The organism is Streptomyces sp. 4F14 (genome assembly GCF_048159485.1).
In the GTDB taxonomy this organism is placed as follows: domain Bacteria; phylum Actinomycetota; class Actinomycetes; order Streptomycetales; family Streptomycetaceae; genus Streptomyces.
This window is the reverse complement of record NZ_JBLRVY010000034.1, coordinates 30,565-47,226: the sequence shown is the minus strand read 5'-3', so window position 1 is coordinate 47,226 and position 16,662 is coordinate 30,565. Positions and strand designations below refer to the sequence as shown.

The window sequence follows — 16,662 nt, the reverse complement described above, 5'->3', positions numbered from 1 at the left end:
TGGTCCACTCGCCCGCATCGGTGAACGAACCGAAGGAATGCCCGTGCCCCTGCTCGACACCCGCGTCCCCGCAGTGCTGCTGCGGATCGACCGGAATCCCTTTCACCACGGAACGCTGGGTGCCGTACGCTCGCTCGGCCGCGCCGGGGTCGAGGTCCACCTCGTCGCGGACGTGACGGGGAGCCCCGTACGCCACTCCCGGTTCGTGCGGGAGCTGCATCCGCCGCCCCCGCCCGGGGCCGCCGACGCCGAGATCGCGGCCGTGCTGCTGCGGGTCGCCGCGCGCGTCGAGCGGCCCGCCGTGCTGATCCCGATGGACGACGCGGGGGCGGTCGCGGTGAGCCGGCTGCGCGCGGAGCTGGCGCCCGCCTACCTGCTGCCGCAGCAGCCCGGTGAGCTGCCGCGGCGCGTCGCCGACAAGGCGGAGCTGGCGGGGCTCTGCCGGGCGGCGGGCGTCCCGCATCCCGAGACGGTCGTCCCGGAGAGCGCCTCGCAGGCGGCGCAGGCCGCGTGGCGGCTCGGGCTGCCGGTCGTCGCGAAGTGGAGCAGACCGTGGCTCCTGCCCGGCGGGAGCGGCCTGCGCAGCACGGTCGTCCTGCGCTCCACCCAGGAGGCCCGCGAGCTGTACCTCCGTACGGAGGAGGCGGGTTGCCGCCTGCTGCTCCAGGAGTTCCTGGCGCCGGGCACCGGGCTGGACTGGTTCTTCCACGGGTACGCCGACCGCGCGGGCGCCGTCAGCGCGGGCGGGCCCGGCCGCAAGCTGCTGTCCTGGCCGCGCGGGGCGGGCCTGACGGCGGTCGGCGAGTGGGTCCCCAACGCCACGGTGACGTCGCTCGCCGAGCGTCTGACGGCCGACCTCGGCTACCGGGGCATCCTCGACCTCGACTTCCGCCGCTGCGCCGCCACCGGCCGCTACCACCTCCTCGACTTCAACCCCCGTCCCGGCGCCCAGTTCCGCCTGTTCACCGACGCGGCTGGCCTCGACGTCGTCCGCGCCCAGCACCTCGACCTCACCCACCGCCCCCTCACCCCGGGCACCCCCCGCCCCGGCCGCGCCTTCGTCGTCGAGAACTACGCCCCCCTCGCCGCCCTGCGCCCGGCCCCCCACGGCCGCGAACTCGCCTGGCACGCCGCCGACGACCCCACCCCGGGCCGCACGATGTGGGGCCTGTGGTGCCGCCACGTCGCGACCCGGGTCGCGGAACGCCTGCGGCGCGCGGGCACGGGGTCCGACGGTACGGGGGGTACGGGGGTACGCCCCCGGGTCGTACGGCAGTCGCCGTCACCGCCGGTATCCCCTACCGGGCTACCTCAGGGTGACCCGGCGCACGCGGCCCACACGAACTCCCCCTCGGCTTCCCCCCACACCCCTCCGACCGACGACGAGAAAGCGAGCAGTTGCTGATGTTCGACCTGCTGGTGGTGGGCGCGGGCCCGTACGGCCTGTCCATCGCGTCCCACGCCGCGGCCGCCGGGCTGAGCCTGCGCGTCTTCGGCCGGCCCATGGCGTCCTGGCGAGACCACATGCCGCGCGGCATGTTCCTCAAGTCGGAACCGTGGGCGTCCAACCTGTCCGACCCGGCCGCCCGCTGGCGGCTCGACGTGTACGGCGAGAAGCGCGGCGTCAGCGTGCGGCACGGCGAGCCGATCCCGGTGGAGATGTTCGCCGAGTACGGCCTGTGGTTCGCCCGCAACGCCGTCCCCGAGGTGGACGAGCGGACCATCGTCCGGATCTCCCCGCGCCCCGGCGGCTTCGAGGCGGTGACCGAGGACGGCGAGAGCGTCCACGCCCGTACGGTGGCCCTCGCGGTCGGCGTCATGCCGTTCGTGGAGATCCCCGCCGCGCTGCACGGCGTCTCCCCCGGCCTCGTCACCCACAGCAGCCACCACAGCTCCCTCGACCGCTTCCGGGGCCAGGACGTCACGGTCGTCGGCGGCGGCCAGGCGGCCCTGGAGACGGCCGCACTCCTCGCCGAACAGGGCACGAAGGTACGGGTGTTGGCCCGCGCGGGTCGGCTCGACTGGAACGACGTCCCGCCGCCCTGGGAGCGGCCCTGGTGGCAGTCCCTGCGCTCACCGCACAGCGGGCTGGGCTGCGGCTGGCGGAACTGGTTCTACTCCGAGCGGGCCGGCTGGTACCGGCGTCTCCCGCAGGAGACCCGGGCCCGGATCGCCGCCGACGCCCTCGGCCCCGCCGGGGCTTGGTGGGTACGGGACCGGGTGGAGGGCGTGGTGGAAGTGCTGCTGGGCCACGAAGTCACGGCGGCGGAAGGGAAGTCGGCCACCGGTCTCCCCCGACCCGGCGCCGAGAAGCTCGCGTTGACCGTCACCGGCGCCTCCGGCCGGACCCGGGCCATCGAGACCGACCACGTCATCGCCGCCACCGGCTTCAAGGCCACCCGCGACCGACTCGCCCTGCTCTCCCCGGAGTTGCGCTCGGCCCTCCTCGCCGTGCCCGACGGATCCCCTTCCGTGGGGCGGGAGTTCGAGTCCTCCTGGCCCGGCCTCTTCCTGGCCGGCCTCGTCACCGCGTCCGGTTTCGGCCCCGCGATGCGCTTCGTGCACGGCGCGACGTTCACGTCCGGCACGCTGGTGCGAGGCGTACGCCGCCGGCTGCGCACCGGCGTGAGCGGCGGGGCGGTCCCGGCGCCGGGGCGGCGCACGGTGGACCCCGTACGGCGTTGATCCCAGGGGCAGTTGGCCCGTAAACGCGGGTGCCGGCCGCTTCTTCGAGCGTCCGGCACCAAGGGGTGTGCGAAGGGTTCGTCACCGACGGGAAGCGGCCCTGCCACGTCGGTAGAGAACGGCGCCGCCCGCGATCATCGCGGCACTGAAACCCGCGGCGGCGAGCAGGTCGCTCGTGCCGGTGTGGGCCAGGACGGGCGGCTTGACGGGGGGCTGGTCGTTACCCGTCGGGGGTTGATCGTTGCCCGTGGGGGGCTGATCGTTGCCCGTGGGGGGTTGGTCATTGCCCGTGGGGGGTTGGTCATTGCCCGTGGGGGGTTGGTCATTGCCCGTGGGCGGCTGATCGTTGCCGGTCGGGGGCTGGTCGTTACCCGTCGGCGGCTGATCGTTGCCCGTCGGCGGCTGGTCATTGCCGGTGGGCGGCTGATCGCACGTCTCCCCGTTGGAGTCCGGCGGGCCGATCACGTCCCCGGGGTTGTCGCAGACGTCGCCGCCCCCGCCACCGCCACCACCGGGCGGCTGGTCATCGCCGGTAGGCGGCTGGTCGTTGCCCGTGGGGGGCTGGTCGTTACCCGTCGGCGGCTGATCGTCCCCGGTAGGCGGCTGACCGGGAGTATCGCCGCCCCCGTTGCCGTACCCGTGCTCGTCATCGTCGCCGTAGGACCCGTACCCCCCGTACGCGTCGTCATCGTCGTCCCCGTACCCCCCGTACTTCTGAGCCAGCTCCGAGGTCGGGCCGCAGGAGTTGCCGAAGGTCGGGTTGAAGCCGGCGGCCGCGTCGGCCGTGTTGCCGCACGCGTTGACCGGGACGTCGACGGGGACCTCGACGTTGTTGCCGGACAGGACGCCGGGCGAACCGCCCGTGGTGCCGCTGGTGTGCGAGTCGGCGAACGCCGGGCTGCCGCACAGGGACAGAATGCTCGTCGCGGCGGCGGCCGCGACCATTCCCCTGCTCAGGGTCTGTCGCAATCTCGTTGTCTTCCTGCTCGAACTGCCAATGAATGCTGGACTCGGCGTGAACGGACCTCGACGGCGGCCACGACTGGCACAGAGAGTGCCGAAGGCCGGCCTCGGAACGTTGGGCAAGTATCCAAGGCCGGCCTTCGACCAAGCCGTTCAGCCTGGTGTGACGGAAACGTCAGTCGTTGACGCAGGTGTTGCCGAACGCCGGGTTCAGGGCGCCGATCACGTTGACCGTGTTGCCGCAGACGTTGACCGGGACGTGAACCGGGATCTGGACGACGTTGCCGGACAGGACACCCGGCGAACCGATGGCCGCACCCTCGGCGCCCGCGTCGGCGAAGGCCGGAACCGCACCGCCCAGAGCCAGTACCAGACCCGCGATGACAGCAGCGCTCTTCTTCATGTCTATCCCTTCTCCGTGGTCATGCCTCCCATGACCTACAGGCTGCAAACGAGAGATAGACAGCGGAAGAAACTGAGCAACATGGGCCGAACGGGAATTCACTCGAACGCATTCATACAATCATCACTTCGGAGTGGCAGAACGATTCTTCGCACCCTCTCCCCTCAAGAAAGTAAAGCGAATTGACGGCGTGTCACAGAGAAACGCCCGGACGGCCCGCACGCAGAGCGGACCGCCCGGACGCGACACAGCGGCGGACGTCAGCCGTTGGAGACGCCGTTGCCCGAGAGCGCCGAGACGTCGCTCAGGATGTGCGACAGCGGCTCGTCACCCTTGGCCTGGGTGGAGTTCTCGACGCACTGCTGGTTCTGCGGGGCCGACAGGATCGGGATGTCCTGGACGGCGATCGGCACCACGCCGACGACGGAGCCCACGTTGGCCTTGAGCGGCACACCGGCGCAGAGCTTGTTGACCGAGCCCTGCACCAGGGTGGCCTGGGGGCTCATGTCGCCCTTGGTCACCGAGTTGCCGAACGCCGACTGCGCGCCGTTGCCGCTGGCCGAGGTGGTCCCGCTGTCGTCCCCGATGGCAAGCGCCTGGGGGGCCAGCGCCGCGCTCGCGCCGACGACGGACGCCGCTACCGCCGCCACGGCCATTGCCTTCTTCAGCATTTCGCTCTCTTCTCTTTCCCGATCCCGGCCGTGGAGCCGGAACCATGTGCCTGCCCCCGACACAACAGCGGACGCGGGAATTGGTTGCGGCACGTCACCCGATCGGTTTTACGACACGCCGGTCTTGAGCCGTACGGGTGAATGAGGGAAACCGTGAGGCCGTTTCGTCGGTTGATCAGCGCACTCCGGTGGACGGGGTTTCTCCAGAAGGGACTTATTCACGTGATCAAGAAGGTACTCGCCGCTGCCGCTGTCGCCGCGTCCGTCGTCGGCGCGGGCGCCGGCTCGGCCCTCGCCATCGGCAACGACCACGGCACCACCTCCGCGAGCGGCAACGGCGCCTCCCAGGCGTTCGGCAACTCGGCGACCTACGGCAACATGAGCCCGCAGATGGCGCTGATCCAGGGCTCGCTGAACAAGCCCTGCATCGGCCTGCCGGCCAAGGTCAACGCCGGTTCGATCGTCGGCCTCGTGCCGATCGCGGTCCAGGACATCAACGTCCTGTCCTCCCCGCAGAACCAGCAGTGTGTCGAGAACTCGACGCAGGCCAAGGGCGACGAGCCGCTGTCGCACATCCTCGACGACATCTCGGTCCTCGCCGGCAACGGCGCGGCCAACCACTGAGCCGTCGAACGGGTTCACTTCGCTGAGCCCAGGGGCTGATTTCCGCCCCACCGCAGCGGGCCGCCGGTCTTCCGGCGGCCCGTTTTGCCTACGGTGCGCCGCGTGACGAGCGACAGAGCATCGAACCCACCCGAGAGAAACCTTTCACCACTCCTACGGCCGTCCCGGCGCCGTCTCGCCTGCGCGGCCGTCGTCCTCACCACCACCGGCACCCTCCTCGCCGGTGCCGCCCTCCCCGCCGCGCACTCCGCGCCCCGGCGTCCCCTGAACATCCTGGTGCTGGGCACCGACGAGCGGGACACCATCACGACCGCCGAGAAGCGCCGTTTCCACGCGGGCGGCGAGCCCTGCGGCTGCTCCGACTCGATGATGCTGGTGCACCTCTCGGCCCGCCGGGACCGGATCAGCGTCGTCGGCCTGCCCCGCGACTCCTTCGCGACCGTCCCGGCGTACCGCGACGACGCGGGGCGCACCCGCCGCGCGCATCCCGCGAAGCTCAACTCCGCCTACCAGGAAGGCGGTCCGGAGCTGGCGGTGAAGACCGTGGCGGCGATGACGGGCGTCCGGATCGACAAGTACCTCCAGGTCGACTTCCGGCGCTTCATGGACTCCGTGAACCAGGTCGGCGGCGTCGAGGTGTGCACGCCGAGGCGGTTGAGGGACTCGGCGACCAAGCTCGACCTGCGGCCCGGCAAGCACCGGCTGCGCGGCGGGCCCGCGCTCCAGTACGTACGCTCACGGCACTTCGACAACAGCGCCGACCTCGGTCGTATCCAGCGCCAACAGCGGTTCCTGGTGCAGGCGTTGCGCACGGTCCAGGCCGGCAGGCTGCTCGCGAACCCGGGGCGTACGGCCAACCTGGCGCGCACGCTGCTCGGTTCGGGGCCGCAGGGCTTCGGCGTCCTCGAACTCGCGCGGCTGGCAGCCGAGTTGCGCAGGCTGCCGGTGGGCGCGACGGAGTTCACGACTGTGCCGATCGCCGGCTTCAACCCCGTACGCAGGGACGTCGGTTCGACGCTCGCCTGGGACCGGGTCAAGGCGCGGGCGGTGTTCGTGAAGCTCGCCAAGGACCAGCCGCTGCTGGTGAAGCGGGCGAATCCCCGGCCGAAGGATCCGCCGAGCCTGGTGGGGGCGACGGTGCCGGTGCGCGGGAGCGCGTACGCCTGCAAGTAGCGCTGCGCCGAACGGGTCATCCTGCGCAACCTCGGGCGGGGGTCGGCCGTTCTCGATCATGCAGCTCCTCCCCCGGAGTCCGCTTTTCGAAGGGAACAAGAACCATGAAGAAGCTGTGGGCAACCGCCGCTGTGGCCGCTTCCGTAGCCGGTATCGCGGCCGGTGCCGCGCCCCAGGCGCTGGCCATCGGTGACGACAGCGGGACCACCTCTGCCAGCGGCAACGGCGCCTCGCAGGAGTTCGGCAACTCGATGACCAAGGGCGACATGAGCCCGCAGCTCTCCCTGGTCCAGGGCTCGCTGAACAAGCCCTGCATCGGTCTCCCGGCGAAGATCAACGCCGGTTCGATCGTCGGCCTCGTGCCGATCGCCGTCCAGGACATCAACGTCCTGTCGGCGCCGCAGAACCAGCAGTGTGTCGAGAACTCGACGCAGGCCAAGGGCGACGAGCCGCTGTCGCACATCCTGGACGACATCTCCGCCCTGTCGGGCAACGGCGCGGCCAACGGCTGAGCCGTCCCGCTCCGCGCGTACGGCGGGTCACCGGTCTTCCGGTGGCCCGCCGTCCGTCATTTCCTCTTCCGGTAGATCGCCTCGATCTGCTCGGCGTACGCCTGGGTCACGACGTCCCGCTTGACCTTCAGGGACGGGGTCAGCATCCCGTTCGCCTCGGTGAACTCCCCTTCCACCAGGGTGAATTCGCGGATCGACTCGGCGCGGGAGACGGCCTCGTTGGCGTAGTCGACGGCCTTTTGGACGGCCTCGCGCATCCTCGGGTCGGCGGCGAGTTCGGCGAGCGGGGTGGAGGCGGGCAGCTTGCGTACGGCGAGCCAGTGGGCGACCGCGTCCGGGTCGAGGGTGACGAGGGCGGCGATGAAGGCGCGGTTGTCGCCGACGACCAGGCACTGGCCGACGGGGGCGCGGCTGCGCAGGCGGTCCTCCAGGACGGCCGGGGAGACGTTCTTGCCGCCGGAGGTGACGAGGAGGTCCTTCTTGCGGCCGGTGATGGTGAGGTAGCCGTCGTCGTCGAGGGCGCCGAGGTCGCCGGTCTCGAACCAGCCGTCGTTCAGGACCAGTTGGGTCGCCTCCGGGTTGTTCCAGTACGCGCGGAACACCGCGCCGCCCTTGATCAGGACCTCGCCGTCGTCGGCGATGCGGATCGCGGTGCCGGGGACGGGGCGGCCGACCGTGCCGGGGCGGGGTTCCAGGGGCGGAATCATCGTCGCGGCGGCCGTCGTCTCCGTCAGCCCGTACCCCTCGTAGACGATGATCCCGGCGGCCTGGAAGAAGAGGTTGAGGGTGCGGTCGAGCGGACTGCCGCCGCTGATCGCGTAGTTGAGGCGGCCACCGAGTTCGTTGCGGATACGCCGGTAGACGAGTACGTCGTACAGGGCCCAGGCGGCGTACAACTTGAGTCCTGGCCCCTTGGTACTACGACCCAGGAACTTGGCGAGGTACTCCTCCGCGAACTTGACCCCGATGCGTTCGGCGCGGTCGAAGGAGGCGCCCCGGCCGAGTTTCTCGGCGGTGGCGCGGCCGGTGTCGTGGATGCGCTCGAAGAGGTAGGGGACGCCGACGAGGAAGGTGGGTTTGAACTCCTTGAGGGCGGGGCGGAGTTCGTCGGGTTTCACGCTCGGGAAGTGGCCGACCTCGATCCGGCCGGCGAGGCAGGCGATCTGCAGGACGCGGCCCATGATGTGGGCGAGGGGGAGGAAGAGGAGGGTGGAGGCGGTGCGGCCGGTGACCGCCTTGAAGACGGGGTGGAGGAGTTCGACGACGTTGCCCGCCTCCTCGTGGAGGTTGGTGTGGGTGAGGACGCAGCCCTTGGGTCGTCCCGTAGTACCCGAGGTGTAGCAGATGGTCGCGGTGGCGTCGGGGGTGAGTTCCCGGCGGCGCTTGGTGACCTCGTCGTCGTCCACCTCGCGGCCGAGGTTCCTGAGGTCGGCGAGCGCGCCCGCGTCCAGTTCCCACAGGCGGGGTTCGCGGGCGGCGGTGGCCGTCACGACGGTGGCGGTGTTGCCGGGGTTCTCGGTGATGACGTGCCGGGCGCCGGAGTCGCGGACGATCCACTCGACCTGTTCGGCGGAGGAGGTCGCGTAGACGGGGACGGTGACGCCGCCCGCGGCCCAGATCGCGAAGTCGAGGACCGTCCACTCGTACCGGGTCCGCGACATCACCGCGACCCGGCCGCCGGGGTCGACGCCGGCCGCGATCAGGCCCTTCGCGACGGCGGTGACCTCGGCGGCGAACTCCGCGGCCGTGATCGGGCGCCAGGTCCCGGCGGAGTCGCGACGGCGGAGGATGACGTCGCCGGGGGCCTCGGCGGCGTTCCTGTACGGCAGGTCGGCCATGCTGCCGGTCGTCAGGGGGGCCGTGAGGGAGGGGACCGCCGCCTCGCGGACCGTGCCGGTGTCGTCCCGGACCAGGTCCAGGGCCGTACGCGCCGCGAGGTCGGTGCGCCGCTTGGCTTTCCTGAGGTCCCTGCGTACGCCCATGACGGCTCCCCTGGCTTCAACTGGCTGGAAGTGAGGGCAACTTACTCGTGCGTAGCCTTCTGAAGCCAGAGGTTGGTCAAGAGACCACGTCCTTGCGGGCGAAACCTCTGAACGCCAGGGCGAACAGGATCACCGCGTAGGTCACCGACACCGACGCCCCCTGGGCCATGCCAGCCCACTCCGGGGTCGGCTGGACCGCGTCGGCCCACGCGTACTGCCAGTGCGCCGGCAGGAAGTCGCGCCAGTCGCCGAGCGCGGTGACCTGGTCGAGGACGTTGCCGACGATGGTCAGGCCGACCGCGCCGCCGACCGCGCCGAGCGGGGCGTCCGTCTTCGTGGAGAGCCAGAACGCGAGCCCGGCGGTGACCAGTTGGGAGACGAAGATGTACGCGACGACGATCAGCAGCCGCTGCGCCGCCGTGCCCGGCGCGAGCGCGCCGCCCGTCGGGAGGTCCAGCGAGCCCCAGCCGTACGCGGCCGTGCCGACCGCGAGGGCGACCAGCGGGAGCAGGACCATCGCGGCGAGGCTGAGGCCGAGGCCGACGACCAGCTTCGACCACAGGAGCCGGGCCCTGGGCACGGGCGCGGCCAGCAGGTAGCGCAGGGAGGACCAGCTGGCCTCCGAGGCGACCGTGTCCCCGCAGAACAGGGCGACCGGGATGACCAGGAGGAAGCCGGCCGACACGAAGAGGTTCACGGCGGCGAAGTTGGCGCCCGAGGCGGTCGCCGTGTCCATCAGCGTGACCTGGCCGTCGCGGCCGTCCGGGGTGCCGCCGATCAGGAACGCGATCCACAGGACGAACGGCAGCGCGGCCAGGATCCCGCCCATGATCAACGTACGGCGGCGCTTGAGCTGGCGGGCGAACTCCACCCTCAGGGGCAGGGTCTTGGCCGCCCGGTAGCCGGAGGCCGTCTCGGTGAGCGTGCTCATGCGGAACCTCCGATCAGGGTGAGGAAGGCGTCCTCCAGGCGGCGGTGCGGGCCGACGGACTCCACCGGGACGTCGAGCCGTACCAGCTCGATGATCAGGCGTTTCGCCGTGGCGTCGGGGCCGAGGCGGACCAGGATGCCGCCGTCCGCCCGCGTCGCCGAGACGATGCCGGGCAGGGCCGCGATCTTCTCGACGATCGGCTCGTCGACCGGCGTCGCCGTGCCGACCAGGAGGGTGTCGCCGGAGCCGACGATCTCGGCGACCGGGCCCGCCTGGACGAGCTGACCCCGGTCCATGACCACGAGGTGCGTGCAGGACTGCTCGACCTCGGACAGGAGGTGGCTGGAGACGATGACCGTACGGCCCTGGGCGGCGTACCGGATCATCACCTCGCGCATCTCGCGGATCTGCGGCGGGTCGAGGCCGTTCGTCGGCTCGTCCAGGATCAGCAGGTCCGGGAGGCCCAGCATGGCCTGGGCTATCGCGAGGCGCTGGCGCATGCCCTGCGAGTACGTGCGCACCGCGCGGGCGAGGGCGTCGCCGAGGCCCGCGATCTCCAGGGCCTCCTCCATGTGCGCGTCCTCGGCGGGACGGCCCGTCGCCTGCCAGTACAGCTCCAGGTTCTCGCGGCCGGAGAGGTGCGGGAGGAACCCAGCCCCCTCCACGAACGAGCCGACCCGGGAGAGGACCGGGGCGCCCGGGCGGATCGCGTGCCCGAAGACGCGGATCTCGCCGCCGTCGGGCTTGATGAGGCCCATCAGCATGCGCAGGGTGGTCGTCTTCCCCGCGCCGTTCGGCCCGAGCAGGCCCAGGACCTGGCCCTTCTCGACCGTGAAGCTCAGGTCCTTGACGCTGTAGCGGTCGCCGCCCTTGTACTTCTTCGTCAGGCCGGTGATCTGGAGGGGTACGTCGTTGAGTTCCGTCTCCGGCGCCGGGGTCGCCGTGCGGCGGCGGGCCGTGAGGAGGAGGGCGGCGGCGATGCCCGCGCCCGCGAGGGGGAGCCACCAGACCCAGGCGGGGAGGGTGGAGGTGCTGCTTTCGAGGGCCGGGTCCGTCGGGACCGTCAAGCTCTGGTCGGCCAGGGAGACCGTGTACGACGCCGCTGCCGCCGGGGAGGCGTAGCCCAGGTCCGTCGAGGCGAGGACCAGGCGCAGACGGTGGCCCTTCTCGATCTTGCGGTCGATCGCCGGGAGGGTGATCTTGACGTCCTGGCCGTCCTTCGCGTTGTCCACGCGGATCGGGGTGACCAGTTGGGAGGGGAGGACCTGGGTGCGGCCGTCCGCGCTGACGTCGTACACCTTCGCGAAGAGGACGGCCTCGTCGGACGTCGACTTGACGTGGACGGTGACCGTCGGGGAGCCGGTGATGCGGAGGTCGTCACGGACCGGCTGCGACGTGAACGCCGCGTACTGGCCCGGGAAGTCCAGGGAGAGGCCCACGCCCAGGGAGGAGAGCTGGGCCAGGCCGCCGCTGCCCGCGCCGAGGCCCGGGAGTGCGGAGATCGCGGGCGGGTTGGCGCCGGGCGGGTTCGTGAACGTCTGTTCTTCGCCGGTGAGTTGGATGTTCCTGGTGTCGTTGCCGAGGCCCGGGTACGTGTCCGCGCTCGCGCCCCTCAGCTGCGCCGCGCCGTCCGTGGAGTCGACGCCGCCCGTGCGTGTGACGCGGAACGCCGGGCCTGTGTCCGCCGACTTGTCGTCCTTCAGGTAGCGGTCGAACCAGTTCCGTACGCGGGACTGGACGCGGTCCGACTCCAGGTTGCCGCCGTCGTGGCCGCCGGCGATCCAGTCGACGTCCACGGGGGCGCCGTTCGCCTTGATCGCCTTCTGGGCCTGGTCCGACTGGGCGAGCGTGAACAGGGAGTCCGTCTGGCCCTGGAGCAGGAGGGTGGGCACCTTGATGCGGGTGCCTACCGCCGAGGGGGAACGCTCTTCGAGGAGCTTCCTCGCCTGCGCGTCCGGGACGCCGGATTCCGCGACCCTGTCGTACATCTCGCACAACGCGGGCTCGAACTTCGCGCAGCCGCCCGCCGTGTTGAAGAAGACGCCGGTCCAGAGTTTCTTGAACACGCCGTCGGGGAACAGGGCGTCGGCGAGGTTCCAGTACGTGATGGAGGGGGCGATCGCGTCGACCCGGCTGTCGTAGCCGGCGGCCAGCAGGGAGATCGCGCCGCCGTACGAGCCGCCTGCTATGCCCACGCGCGGGTCGTTGTTCTTGTCCAGCTCGACCTGGGGCTGCTCGGCCAGCCAGTCGATCAGCTTGGAGACGTCCTTGACCTCGGCGTTGGGGTCGTTCAGCCCGATCTTGCCGGTGGACTTGCCGAAGCCTCGGGCGGACCAGGTGAGGACCGCGTATCCGTCGCGGGCCAGGTCTTCGGCCTGGTCCTTGAGGTCGTCCTTGCTGCCGCCGAAGCCGTGCGCGAGCAGGACGGCGGGGCGCTTCTTGTCACTCTTCGTGGTGAAGTACGAGGTGTCGAGCTTGACGCCGTCCACGTCCATGACGCGGCTCGCCTCTTGCACCACCGGCCCGCTGTCCGACGCCACCGCCGTCCACGTACCGGCACCTGCCAGCACCGCCACAGCTGCCGCCCCGGCCAGCAGCCGCCTCCGCCCGGGAGGCCCCCACTTCATGTGCGGCCCCGGTTCGCGTGCCGTCGCGGCAGTCGATGATCCATGTGTCAACGGTACGGGGTGAGTCTGACAAAGAGCTGTCGACCGTGGGGCGAGGTGGGGGCCATCCTTGGGGCGTACGGGGTGGTGGGGGTGTACTGCGGGCGCGGTATGGGTGGGCGGCGGGTGTGATGCGCTTCACCGCTGATCGGCGGTCAGTCCGTGGGCTTGGGTGGCCGGTGCCGGCGTACGTGATCCAGGCGGTGCGGTTGGCATCGTCCAGCAGGTACCAGACGCGACCGCCGCCCGTGACTTCGTACTGCCAGCGCTCCAGGGGCTGGCCTTTGAACATGCCTGTTCCGAGCTTGCCCTTGAGGCGGTGCTGGCGGTCCGGGATGTCCATGGCTCGTGGGATGGCCCGGATTCTGTCGTACGCGCCGGCGCAGGTTTCCTGGTGCGTGGCGGGACAGGTTCTCCCAGCCGTCCGCAGCCTCGGAGTTGGCGAAACGGAGGTCGTACTCGTCGCCGATCGGGGGTGGTGCGGCTCGGTCTCCGCGTTTGGGGGTCACTCGGCGGGCTGCGGGACGGGGCCGAGGTCGCCCTCCGGCTCGCGGGTGAGAGCGGCGAGGAGTGCCGGGTCCGCGTAGATCTCCGCGCTGTGGCGCCATTGCGTCAGAAGGAGCGCGATGGGGGCAAGGTTGTTCAGGGACGCGGCGCCCCTTGCGACGTCCACGAGTTCGGTGAGCAGTGCGTCCATGTCCTCGGCGGGCAGAAACGTGCTCCACGGGAGCGCCTCCGGGAGCGCCTGTCGCAGTGCCTCTGTGTTGCCGGTCCGGATCAGTCCCGTGAGCAGTCGGGAGGTGAAGTCCACGACCGTCGCGTCCCGCTCCATCTGGTCGACCCGCATCAGCGCGAGGTCTTCGGCGTCACGCCGCTTCAGCCGCAGCGCACGGAGGGCGTCGAGCTTCCGTGCGGTTGCGGCCGGGTGGTGAAGGAGTTCACTGAACGGAACGTCTTCGTAGGCCGGAGTCATGACATCCACAGTAGCTTGGATGTTGGCTCGGCGCGCAGGGTTCGTCAGCGGCCTGAGGTGGCGGTGACGAAGGTCTGCCAGGCGTGGGGGGTGAAGGTGAGGGGGGTGGTGTGGGGGGTTTTGCTGTCGCGGACCGGGATGAGGTTCGGGATGTTGTCGGCGACTTCGACGCAGGCGTCTCCATCCTGGCCTCCGCTGTAGGTGGACTTGCGCCACTGAGCAGCGGTCAGGTCTGGGGTGACTCGCATCGGTCGAACCTTTCAATTGCCGCTTCGATCAACGTCGTAGACGCCTTCGGTGAGAGCGCGCACGCCTTCATGTGATCGTACTCGCGGATGCGGCTGGCGACCGTTGCGCGATCGTCGAACGCCTCCCCGATGCCGCCGCCTTCGTGGTACACGGTGGTCGAGCCGTCGGGGGCCGCCAGCAGGATGAGGGTGCCGTTCATGCAGACGTATTCACCCGCGCTGAAAGGAATCACCTGGATCGTCGTGCGCCCTGTGTTCATGAGGGGCAGGAGCACTGCGAGTTGGTCACGCATCACCGACAGGCCGCCCACCGGACGGCACAGGACCGCCTCGTCGAGAATGACCCAGTAGTCGGGCGGGTTGTCTCCGCGCAGCACTTCCTGGCGGCTCAGGCGCTTCGCGATCAGGTCCTCGATCTTCTCGGGCGTCGCCTCCGGGTTGTTGCAGCGGAACAGCGCCCGCATGTACGCCTCCGTCTGCAACAGGCCCGGCACCAGGGTCGAGTTGAACTCCTGGATGCGGACCGCCTTCGCCTCAAGCTCCAGGCAGTGGTCGAACCTCTTCTGCGGCTGCTCCTTGAGGATCGTTTCGTACATGCCCTGAAACAGGAACTCCGTTCCGAACGCGACGTCGAACTTCGCCGAGATCGGCGGCAACGGCATGCGCGTCCCCATCTCGATGCCGTACACGTGAGGCTTGCTGTAGTTGACGACGTCCGCCAACTGCTGGAAGGACAGGCACGCGAGAATGCGCTGCCGGTGGAGTTCCCTGGAGTACAACTCCCTTGCAGTGCACGGGACTTCGATGCCGTTCGCGTCAGTGGTCATGTCGCCGGACCCCTTCGTCCTCAGCCGAGCGTCGTTTCAGCGGCGGGCGGAAACAGCCGCCCCCTACCCGAGGCTAGCGACACACCGCAACCATGGAGGCACAAACAGTCAATCCCCCCATATCCGGAGGCACCCCCATGGACCCCAAACTCCGCCTGCTCCCCTGGACCACCCTCGACGGCCGGCCCTGTTACCTCTCCCCCGACCCCAGCGGCAAGGGACACGTCACGCGGCTCGCCGATGAGATGGAGGCGATGCAGATGGACACCGCCGTTGAGGTGCTCGGGCACGCCAGGAGTGTGCTGGACGACCCCAACTCGCCCCTCCTGGAGGTGCGGTTCGCCGGGAAGCGGTTGTCGGAGTGTCTGCGGGACACCGTGCGGGTCGCGGAGTCGAGGGGGCGGCGGCTCGGTGTGGGGGACGACGACGAGGGGGACGACGACGCCCCGCTCGGCCCCAAGTAGGGGTGAGCGGGGCGTCGTTCAGCCGAGCTGCGGTGGTCAGTGGTTGCGCGGGAAGCCCAGGTCCACGCCCGACGGGCCCTCGGAGGGGTCCGGCCAGCGGGTCGTGATGACCTTGCCGCGGGTGTAGAAGTGGGTGCCGTCGTTGCCGTAGATGTGGTGGTCCCCGAAGAGGGAGTCCTTCCAGCCGCCGAAGCTGTGGTAGCCGACGGGGACGGGGATCGGGACGTTGACGCCCACCATCCCTGCCTCGACCTCCAGTTGGAAGCGGCGGGCGGCGCCGCCGTCACGCGTGAAGATCGCCGTGCCGTTGCCGAAGGGGGACGCGTTGATGAGGTTGATGCCCTCTTCGTACGTGTCGACGCGCAGGACCGTGAGGACCGGGCCGAAGATCTCGTCCTGGTACGCCTTGGCCGTGGTGGGGACCTTGTCGAGGAGCGAGATGCCGATCCAGTGGCCGTCCTCGAAGCCCTCGACCGTGAAGTCGCTGCCGTCCAGGACGACTTCGGCGCCCTCGGCCGCCGCGCCCTTGACGTAGGAGGCGACCTTGTCGCGGTGCGCGGCCGTGATGAGGGGGCCCATCTCGGACGTCGGGTCGTTGCCGGGGCCGATCTTGATCTTCTCGGCGCGCTCGCGGATCTTCTCGACCAGCTCGTCGCCGATCGAACCGACCGCCACGACAGCGGAGATGGCCATGCAGCGCTCACCGGCGGAGCCGTACGCGGCGGACACAGCGGCGTCCGCAGCCGCGTCGAGGTCCGCGTCGGGGAGGACCAGCATGTGGTTCTTCGCGCCGCCAAGTGCCTGGACCCGCTTGCCGTTTGCGGAGGCGGTGGTGTGGATGTAGCGGGCGATCGGGGTCGAGCCGACGAAGGAGACGGCCTTGACGTCCGGGTGCTCCAACAGGCGGTCCACCGCCACCTTGTCGCCGTGTACGACGTTGAAGACGCCGTCCGGGAGGCCGGCCTCGGCGAGGAGTTCGGCGATCTTGAGGGACGCCGACGGGTCCTTCTCGGACGGCTTGAGGACGAAGGTGTTGCCGGTCGCGATGGCGATGGGGAACATCCACATCGGCACCATGGCAGGGAAGTTGAAGGGGGTGATCCCCGCTACGACGCCCAGCGGCTGGCGGATCGAGGCCACGTCGACACGGCTCGCGACCTGCGTCGACAGCTCGCCCTTCAGCTGGACGTTGATCCCGCACGCGAGGTCGACGATCTCCAGGCCGCGCGCGACCTCGCCGAGCGCGTCGGAGTGGACCTTGCCGTGCTCGGCGGTGATGAGTTCGGCGATGGCGTCGCGGTTGGCGTCGAGCAGCGCGCGGAACTTGAAGAGGATCTCGGTGCGCTTGGCCAGCGAGGACTGGCCCCAGGACACGTACGCGTCCTTCGCGGCGGCGACGGCGGCGTCGACCTCGTCGACGGTGGCGAACGCGACCTTCGTGGTGACCGCGCCGGTCGCCGGGTCCGTGACCGGACCGAACGTTCCCGACGCGCCTTCGACGGTCTTGCCGCCGATCCAGTGGTTGACGATCTTCGTCATG

The 16,662-nt window shown here is 70.4% G+C and carries 16 protein-coding genes; 6 read left to right on the top strand and 10 right to left on the bottom strand.

Annotated elements, in window-relative coordinates; genetic code table 11:
* Positions 1 to 37 precede the first annotated feature (37 nt).
* Together ACLZOT_RS41055 and ACLZOT_RS41050 are read left to right on the top strand one after the other, a co-directional pair.
* Positions 38 to 1,405 carry an ATP-grasp domain-containing protein gene (locus tag ACLZOT_RS41055; protein ID WP_416974305.1) on the top strand — a complete coding sequence of 456 codons (1,368 nt, stop codon included), beginning with the start codon at positions 38 to 40 and terminating at the stop codon, positions 1,403 to 1,405.
* Complete coding sequence (locus ACLZOT_RS41050) at positions 1,405 to 2,685, top strand: FAD-dependent oxidoreductase (protein WP_416974379.1); 1,281 nt, start codon at positions 1,405 to 1,407, stop codon at positions 2,683 to 2,685. Before ACLZOT_RS41055 ends, ACLZOT_RS41050 begins: the two co-directional genes overlap by 1 nt.
* A gap of 81 nt (positions 2,686 to 2,766) precedes the next feature.
* Here ACLZOT_RS41050 and ACLZOT_RS41045 read toward each other — a convergent pair whose 3' ends face one another.
* The 3 genes from ACLZOT_RS41045 to ACLZOT_RS41035 form a co-directional block, all read right to left on the bottom strand.
* On the bottom strand, positions 2,767 to 3,654 hold the full coding sequence (locus ACLZOT_RS41045) for a chaplin family protein (protein ID WP_416974304.1): 888 nt from the start codon (positions 3,652 to 3,654) through the stop codon (positions 2,767 to 2,769).
* 169 nt (positions 3,655 to 3,823) lie between these two features.
* Entirely contained in the window at positions 3,824 to 4,051 is a 228-nt protein-coding gene (locus ACLZOT_RS41040; RefSeq protein ID WP_416974303.1) for a chaplin, read from the bottom strand.
* Between the two features lie 260 nt (positions 4,052 to 4,311).
* Positions 4,312 to 4,722 carry a rodlin gene (locus ACLZOT_RS41035; protein WP_416974302.1) on the bottom strand — a complete coding sequence of 137 codons (411 nt, stop codon included), beginning with the start codon at positions 4,720 to 4,722 and terminating at the stop codon, positions 4,312 to 4,314.
* A gap of 222 nt (positions 4,723 to 4,944) precedes the next feature.
* On the opposite strand from ACLZOT_RS41035, the gene ACLZOT_RS41030 reads away from it, so the two are divergent.
* The 3 genes from ACLZOT_RS41030 (at position 4,945) to ACLZOT_RS41020 (ending at position 7,031) form a co-directional block, all read left to right on the top strand.
* Positions 4,945 to 5,346 carry a rodlin gene (locus ACLZOT_RS41030; protein ID WP_416974301.1) on the top strand — a complete coding sequence of 134 codons (402 nt, stop codon included), beginning with the start codon at positions 4,945 to 4,947 and terminating at the stop codon, positions 5,344 to 5,346.
* 102 nt (positions 5,347 to 5,448) lie between these two features.
* Positions 5,449 to 6,519, top strand: a complete 1,071-nt coding sequence (locus ACLZOT_RS41025; RefSeq protein ID WP_416974300.1) for an LCP family protein — start codon at positions 5,449 to 5,451, stop codon at positions 6,517 to 6,519.
* Positions 6,520 to 6,623: 104 nt separating this feature from the next.
* A complete protein-coding gene (locus ACLZOT_RS41020) occupies positions 6,624 to 7,031 on the top strand; it encodes a rodlin (protein WP_416974299.1) in 408 nt (135 codons plus the stop codon).
* Positions 7,032 to 7,087: 56 nt separating this feature from the next.
* On the opposite strand, the gene ACLZOT_RS41015 is transcribed toward ACLZOT_RS41020, so the two are convergent.
* The 6 genes from ACLZOT_RS41015 to ACLZOT_RS40990 all read right to left on the bottom strand — a co-directional run bounded on the left by ACLZOT_RS41015 (position 7,088) and on the right by ACLZOT_RS40990 (position 14,658).
* Complete coding sequence (locus tag ACLZOT_RS41015; protein ID WP_416974298.1) at positions 7,088 to 9,013, bottom strand: AMP-dependent synthetase/ligase; 1,926 nt, start codon at positions 9,011 to 9,013, stop codon at positions 7,088 to 7,090.
* Between the two features lie 76 nt (positions 9,014 to 9,089).
* Positions 9,090 to 9,944, bottom strand: a complete 855-nt coding sequence (locus ACLZOT_RS41010) for an ABC transporter permease (protein WP_416974297.1) — start codon at positions 9,942 to 9,944, stop codon at positions 9,090 to 9,092.
* Positions 9,941 to 12,571 (bottom strand): CocE/NonD family hydrolase, encoded by a 2,631-nt coding sequence (locus ACLZOT_RS41005; protein WP_416974296.1) that lies wholly within the window; start codon positions 12,569 to 12,571, stop codon positions 9,941 to 9,943. The genes ACLZOT_RS41010 and ACLZOT_RS41005 overlap by 4 nt, the downstream gene beginning before the upstream one ends.
* Before the next feature lie 544 nt (positions 12,572 to 13,115).
* Positions 13,116 to 13,583 (bottom strand): hypothetical protein, encoded by a 468-nt coding sequence (locus tag ACLZOT_RS41000; protein ID WP_416974295.1) that lies wholly within the window; start codon positions 13,581 to 13,583, stop codon positions 13,116 to 13,118.
* A 44-nt stretch (positions 13,584 to 13,627) separates the two neighbouring features.
* Positions 13,628 to 13,831 (bottom strand): DUF397 domain-containing protein, encoded by a 204-nt coding sequence (locus ACLZOT_RS40995; RefSeq protein WP_416974294.1) that lies wholly within the window; start codon positions 13,829 to 13,831, stop codon positions 13,628 to 13,630.
* Complete coding sequence (locus tag ACLZOT_RS40990; RefSeq protein ID WP_416974293.1) at positions 13,810 to 14,658, bottom strand: DUF5753 domain-containing protein; 849 nt, start codon at positions 14,656 to 14,658, stop codon at positions 13,810 to 13,812. The genes ACLZOT_RS40995 and ACLZOT_RS40990 overlap by 22 nt, the downstream gene beginning before the upstream one ends.
* Before the next feature lie 137 nt (positions 14,659 to 14,795).
* Between ACLZOT_RS40990 and ACLZOT_RS40985 the strand changes: the two genes are divergently transcribed.
* Positions 14,796 to 15,122 (top strand): hypothetical protein, encoded by a 327-nt coding sequence (locus ACLZOT_RS40985; RefSeq protein WP_416974292.1) that lies wholly within the window; start codon positions 14,796 to 14,798, stop codon positions 15,120 to 15,122.
* 36 nt (positions 15,123 to 15,158) lie between these two features.
* Here ACLZOT_RS40985 and mmsA read toward each other — a convergent pair whose 3' ends face one another.
* The gene (mmsA, locus tag ACLZOT_RS40980; RefSeq protein ID WP_416974291.1) at positions 15,159 to 16,661 is read right to left on the bottom strand and encodes a CoA-acylating methylmalonate-semialdehyde dehydrogenase; all 1,503 of its coding nucleotides are present in this window, start codon (positions 16,659 to 16,661) and stop codon (positions 15,159 to 15,161) included.
* Position 16,662 lies beyond the last annotated feature (1 nt).

Bases quoted from the DNA above. Each gene is read 5' to 3' on its own strand.
- ACLZOT_RS41055 (WP_416974305.1), top strand. From the start codon at position 38: ATGCCCGTGCCCCTGCTCGACACCCGCGTCCCCGCAGTGCTGCTGCGG.
- ACLZOT_RS41050 (WP_416974379.1), top strand. From the start codon at position 1,405: ATGTTCGACCTGCTGGTGGTGGGCGCGGGCCCGTACGGCCTGTCCATC.
- ACLZOT_RS41040 (WP_416974303.1), bottom strand. From the start codon at position 4,051: ATGAAGAAGAGCGCTGCTGTCATCGCGGGTCTGGTACTGGCTCTGGGC.
- ACLZOT_RS41035 (WP_416974302.1), bottom strand. From the start codon at position 4,722: ATGCTGAAGAAGGCAATGGCCGTGGCGGCGGTAGCGGCGTCCGTCGTC.
- ACLZOT_RS41020 (WP_416974299.1), top strand. From the start codon at position 6,624: ATGAAGAAGCTGTGGGCAACCGCCGCTGTGGCCGCTTCCGTAGCCGGT.
- ACLZOT_RS41015 (WP_416974298.1), bottom strand. From the start codon at position 9,013: ATGGGCGTACGCAGGGACCTCAGGAAAGCCAAGCGGCGCACCGACCTC.
- ACLZOT_RS41010 (WP_416974297.1), bottom strand. From the start codon at position 9,944: ATGAGCACGCTCACCGAGACGGCCTCCGGCTACCGGGCGGCCAAGACC.
- ACLZOT_RS41005 (WP_416974296.1), bottom strand. From the start codon at position 12,571: ATGAAGTGGGGGCCTCCCGGGCGGAGGCGGCTGCTGGCCGGGGCGGCA.
- ACLZOT_RS41000 (WP_416974295.1), bottom strand. From the start codon at position 13,583: ATGACTCCGGCCTACGAAGACGTTCCGTTCAGTGAACTCCTTCACCAC.
- ACLZOT_RS40995 (WP_416974294.1), bottom strand. From the start codon at position 13,831: ATGCGAGTCACCCCAGACCTGACCGCTGCTCAGTGGCGCAAGTCCACC.
- ACLZOT_RS40990 (WP_416974293.1), bottom strand. From the start codon at position 14,658: ATGACCACTGACGCGAACGGCATCGAAGTCCCGTGCACTGCAAGGGAG.
- ACLZOT_RS40985 (WP_416974292.1), top strand. From the start codon at position 14,796: ATGGACCCCAAACTCCGCCTGCTCCCCTGGACCACCCTCGACGGCCGG.
- mmsA (WP_416974291.1), bottom strand. From the start codon at position 16,661: ATGACGAAGATCGTCAACCACTGGATCGGCGGCAAGACCGTCGAAGGC.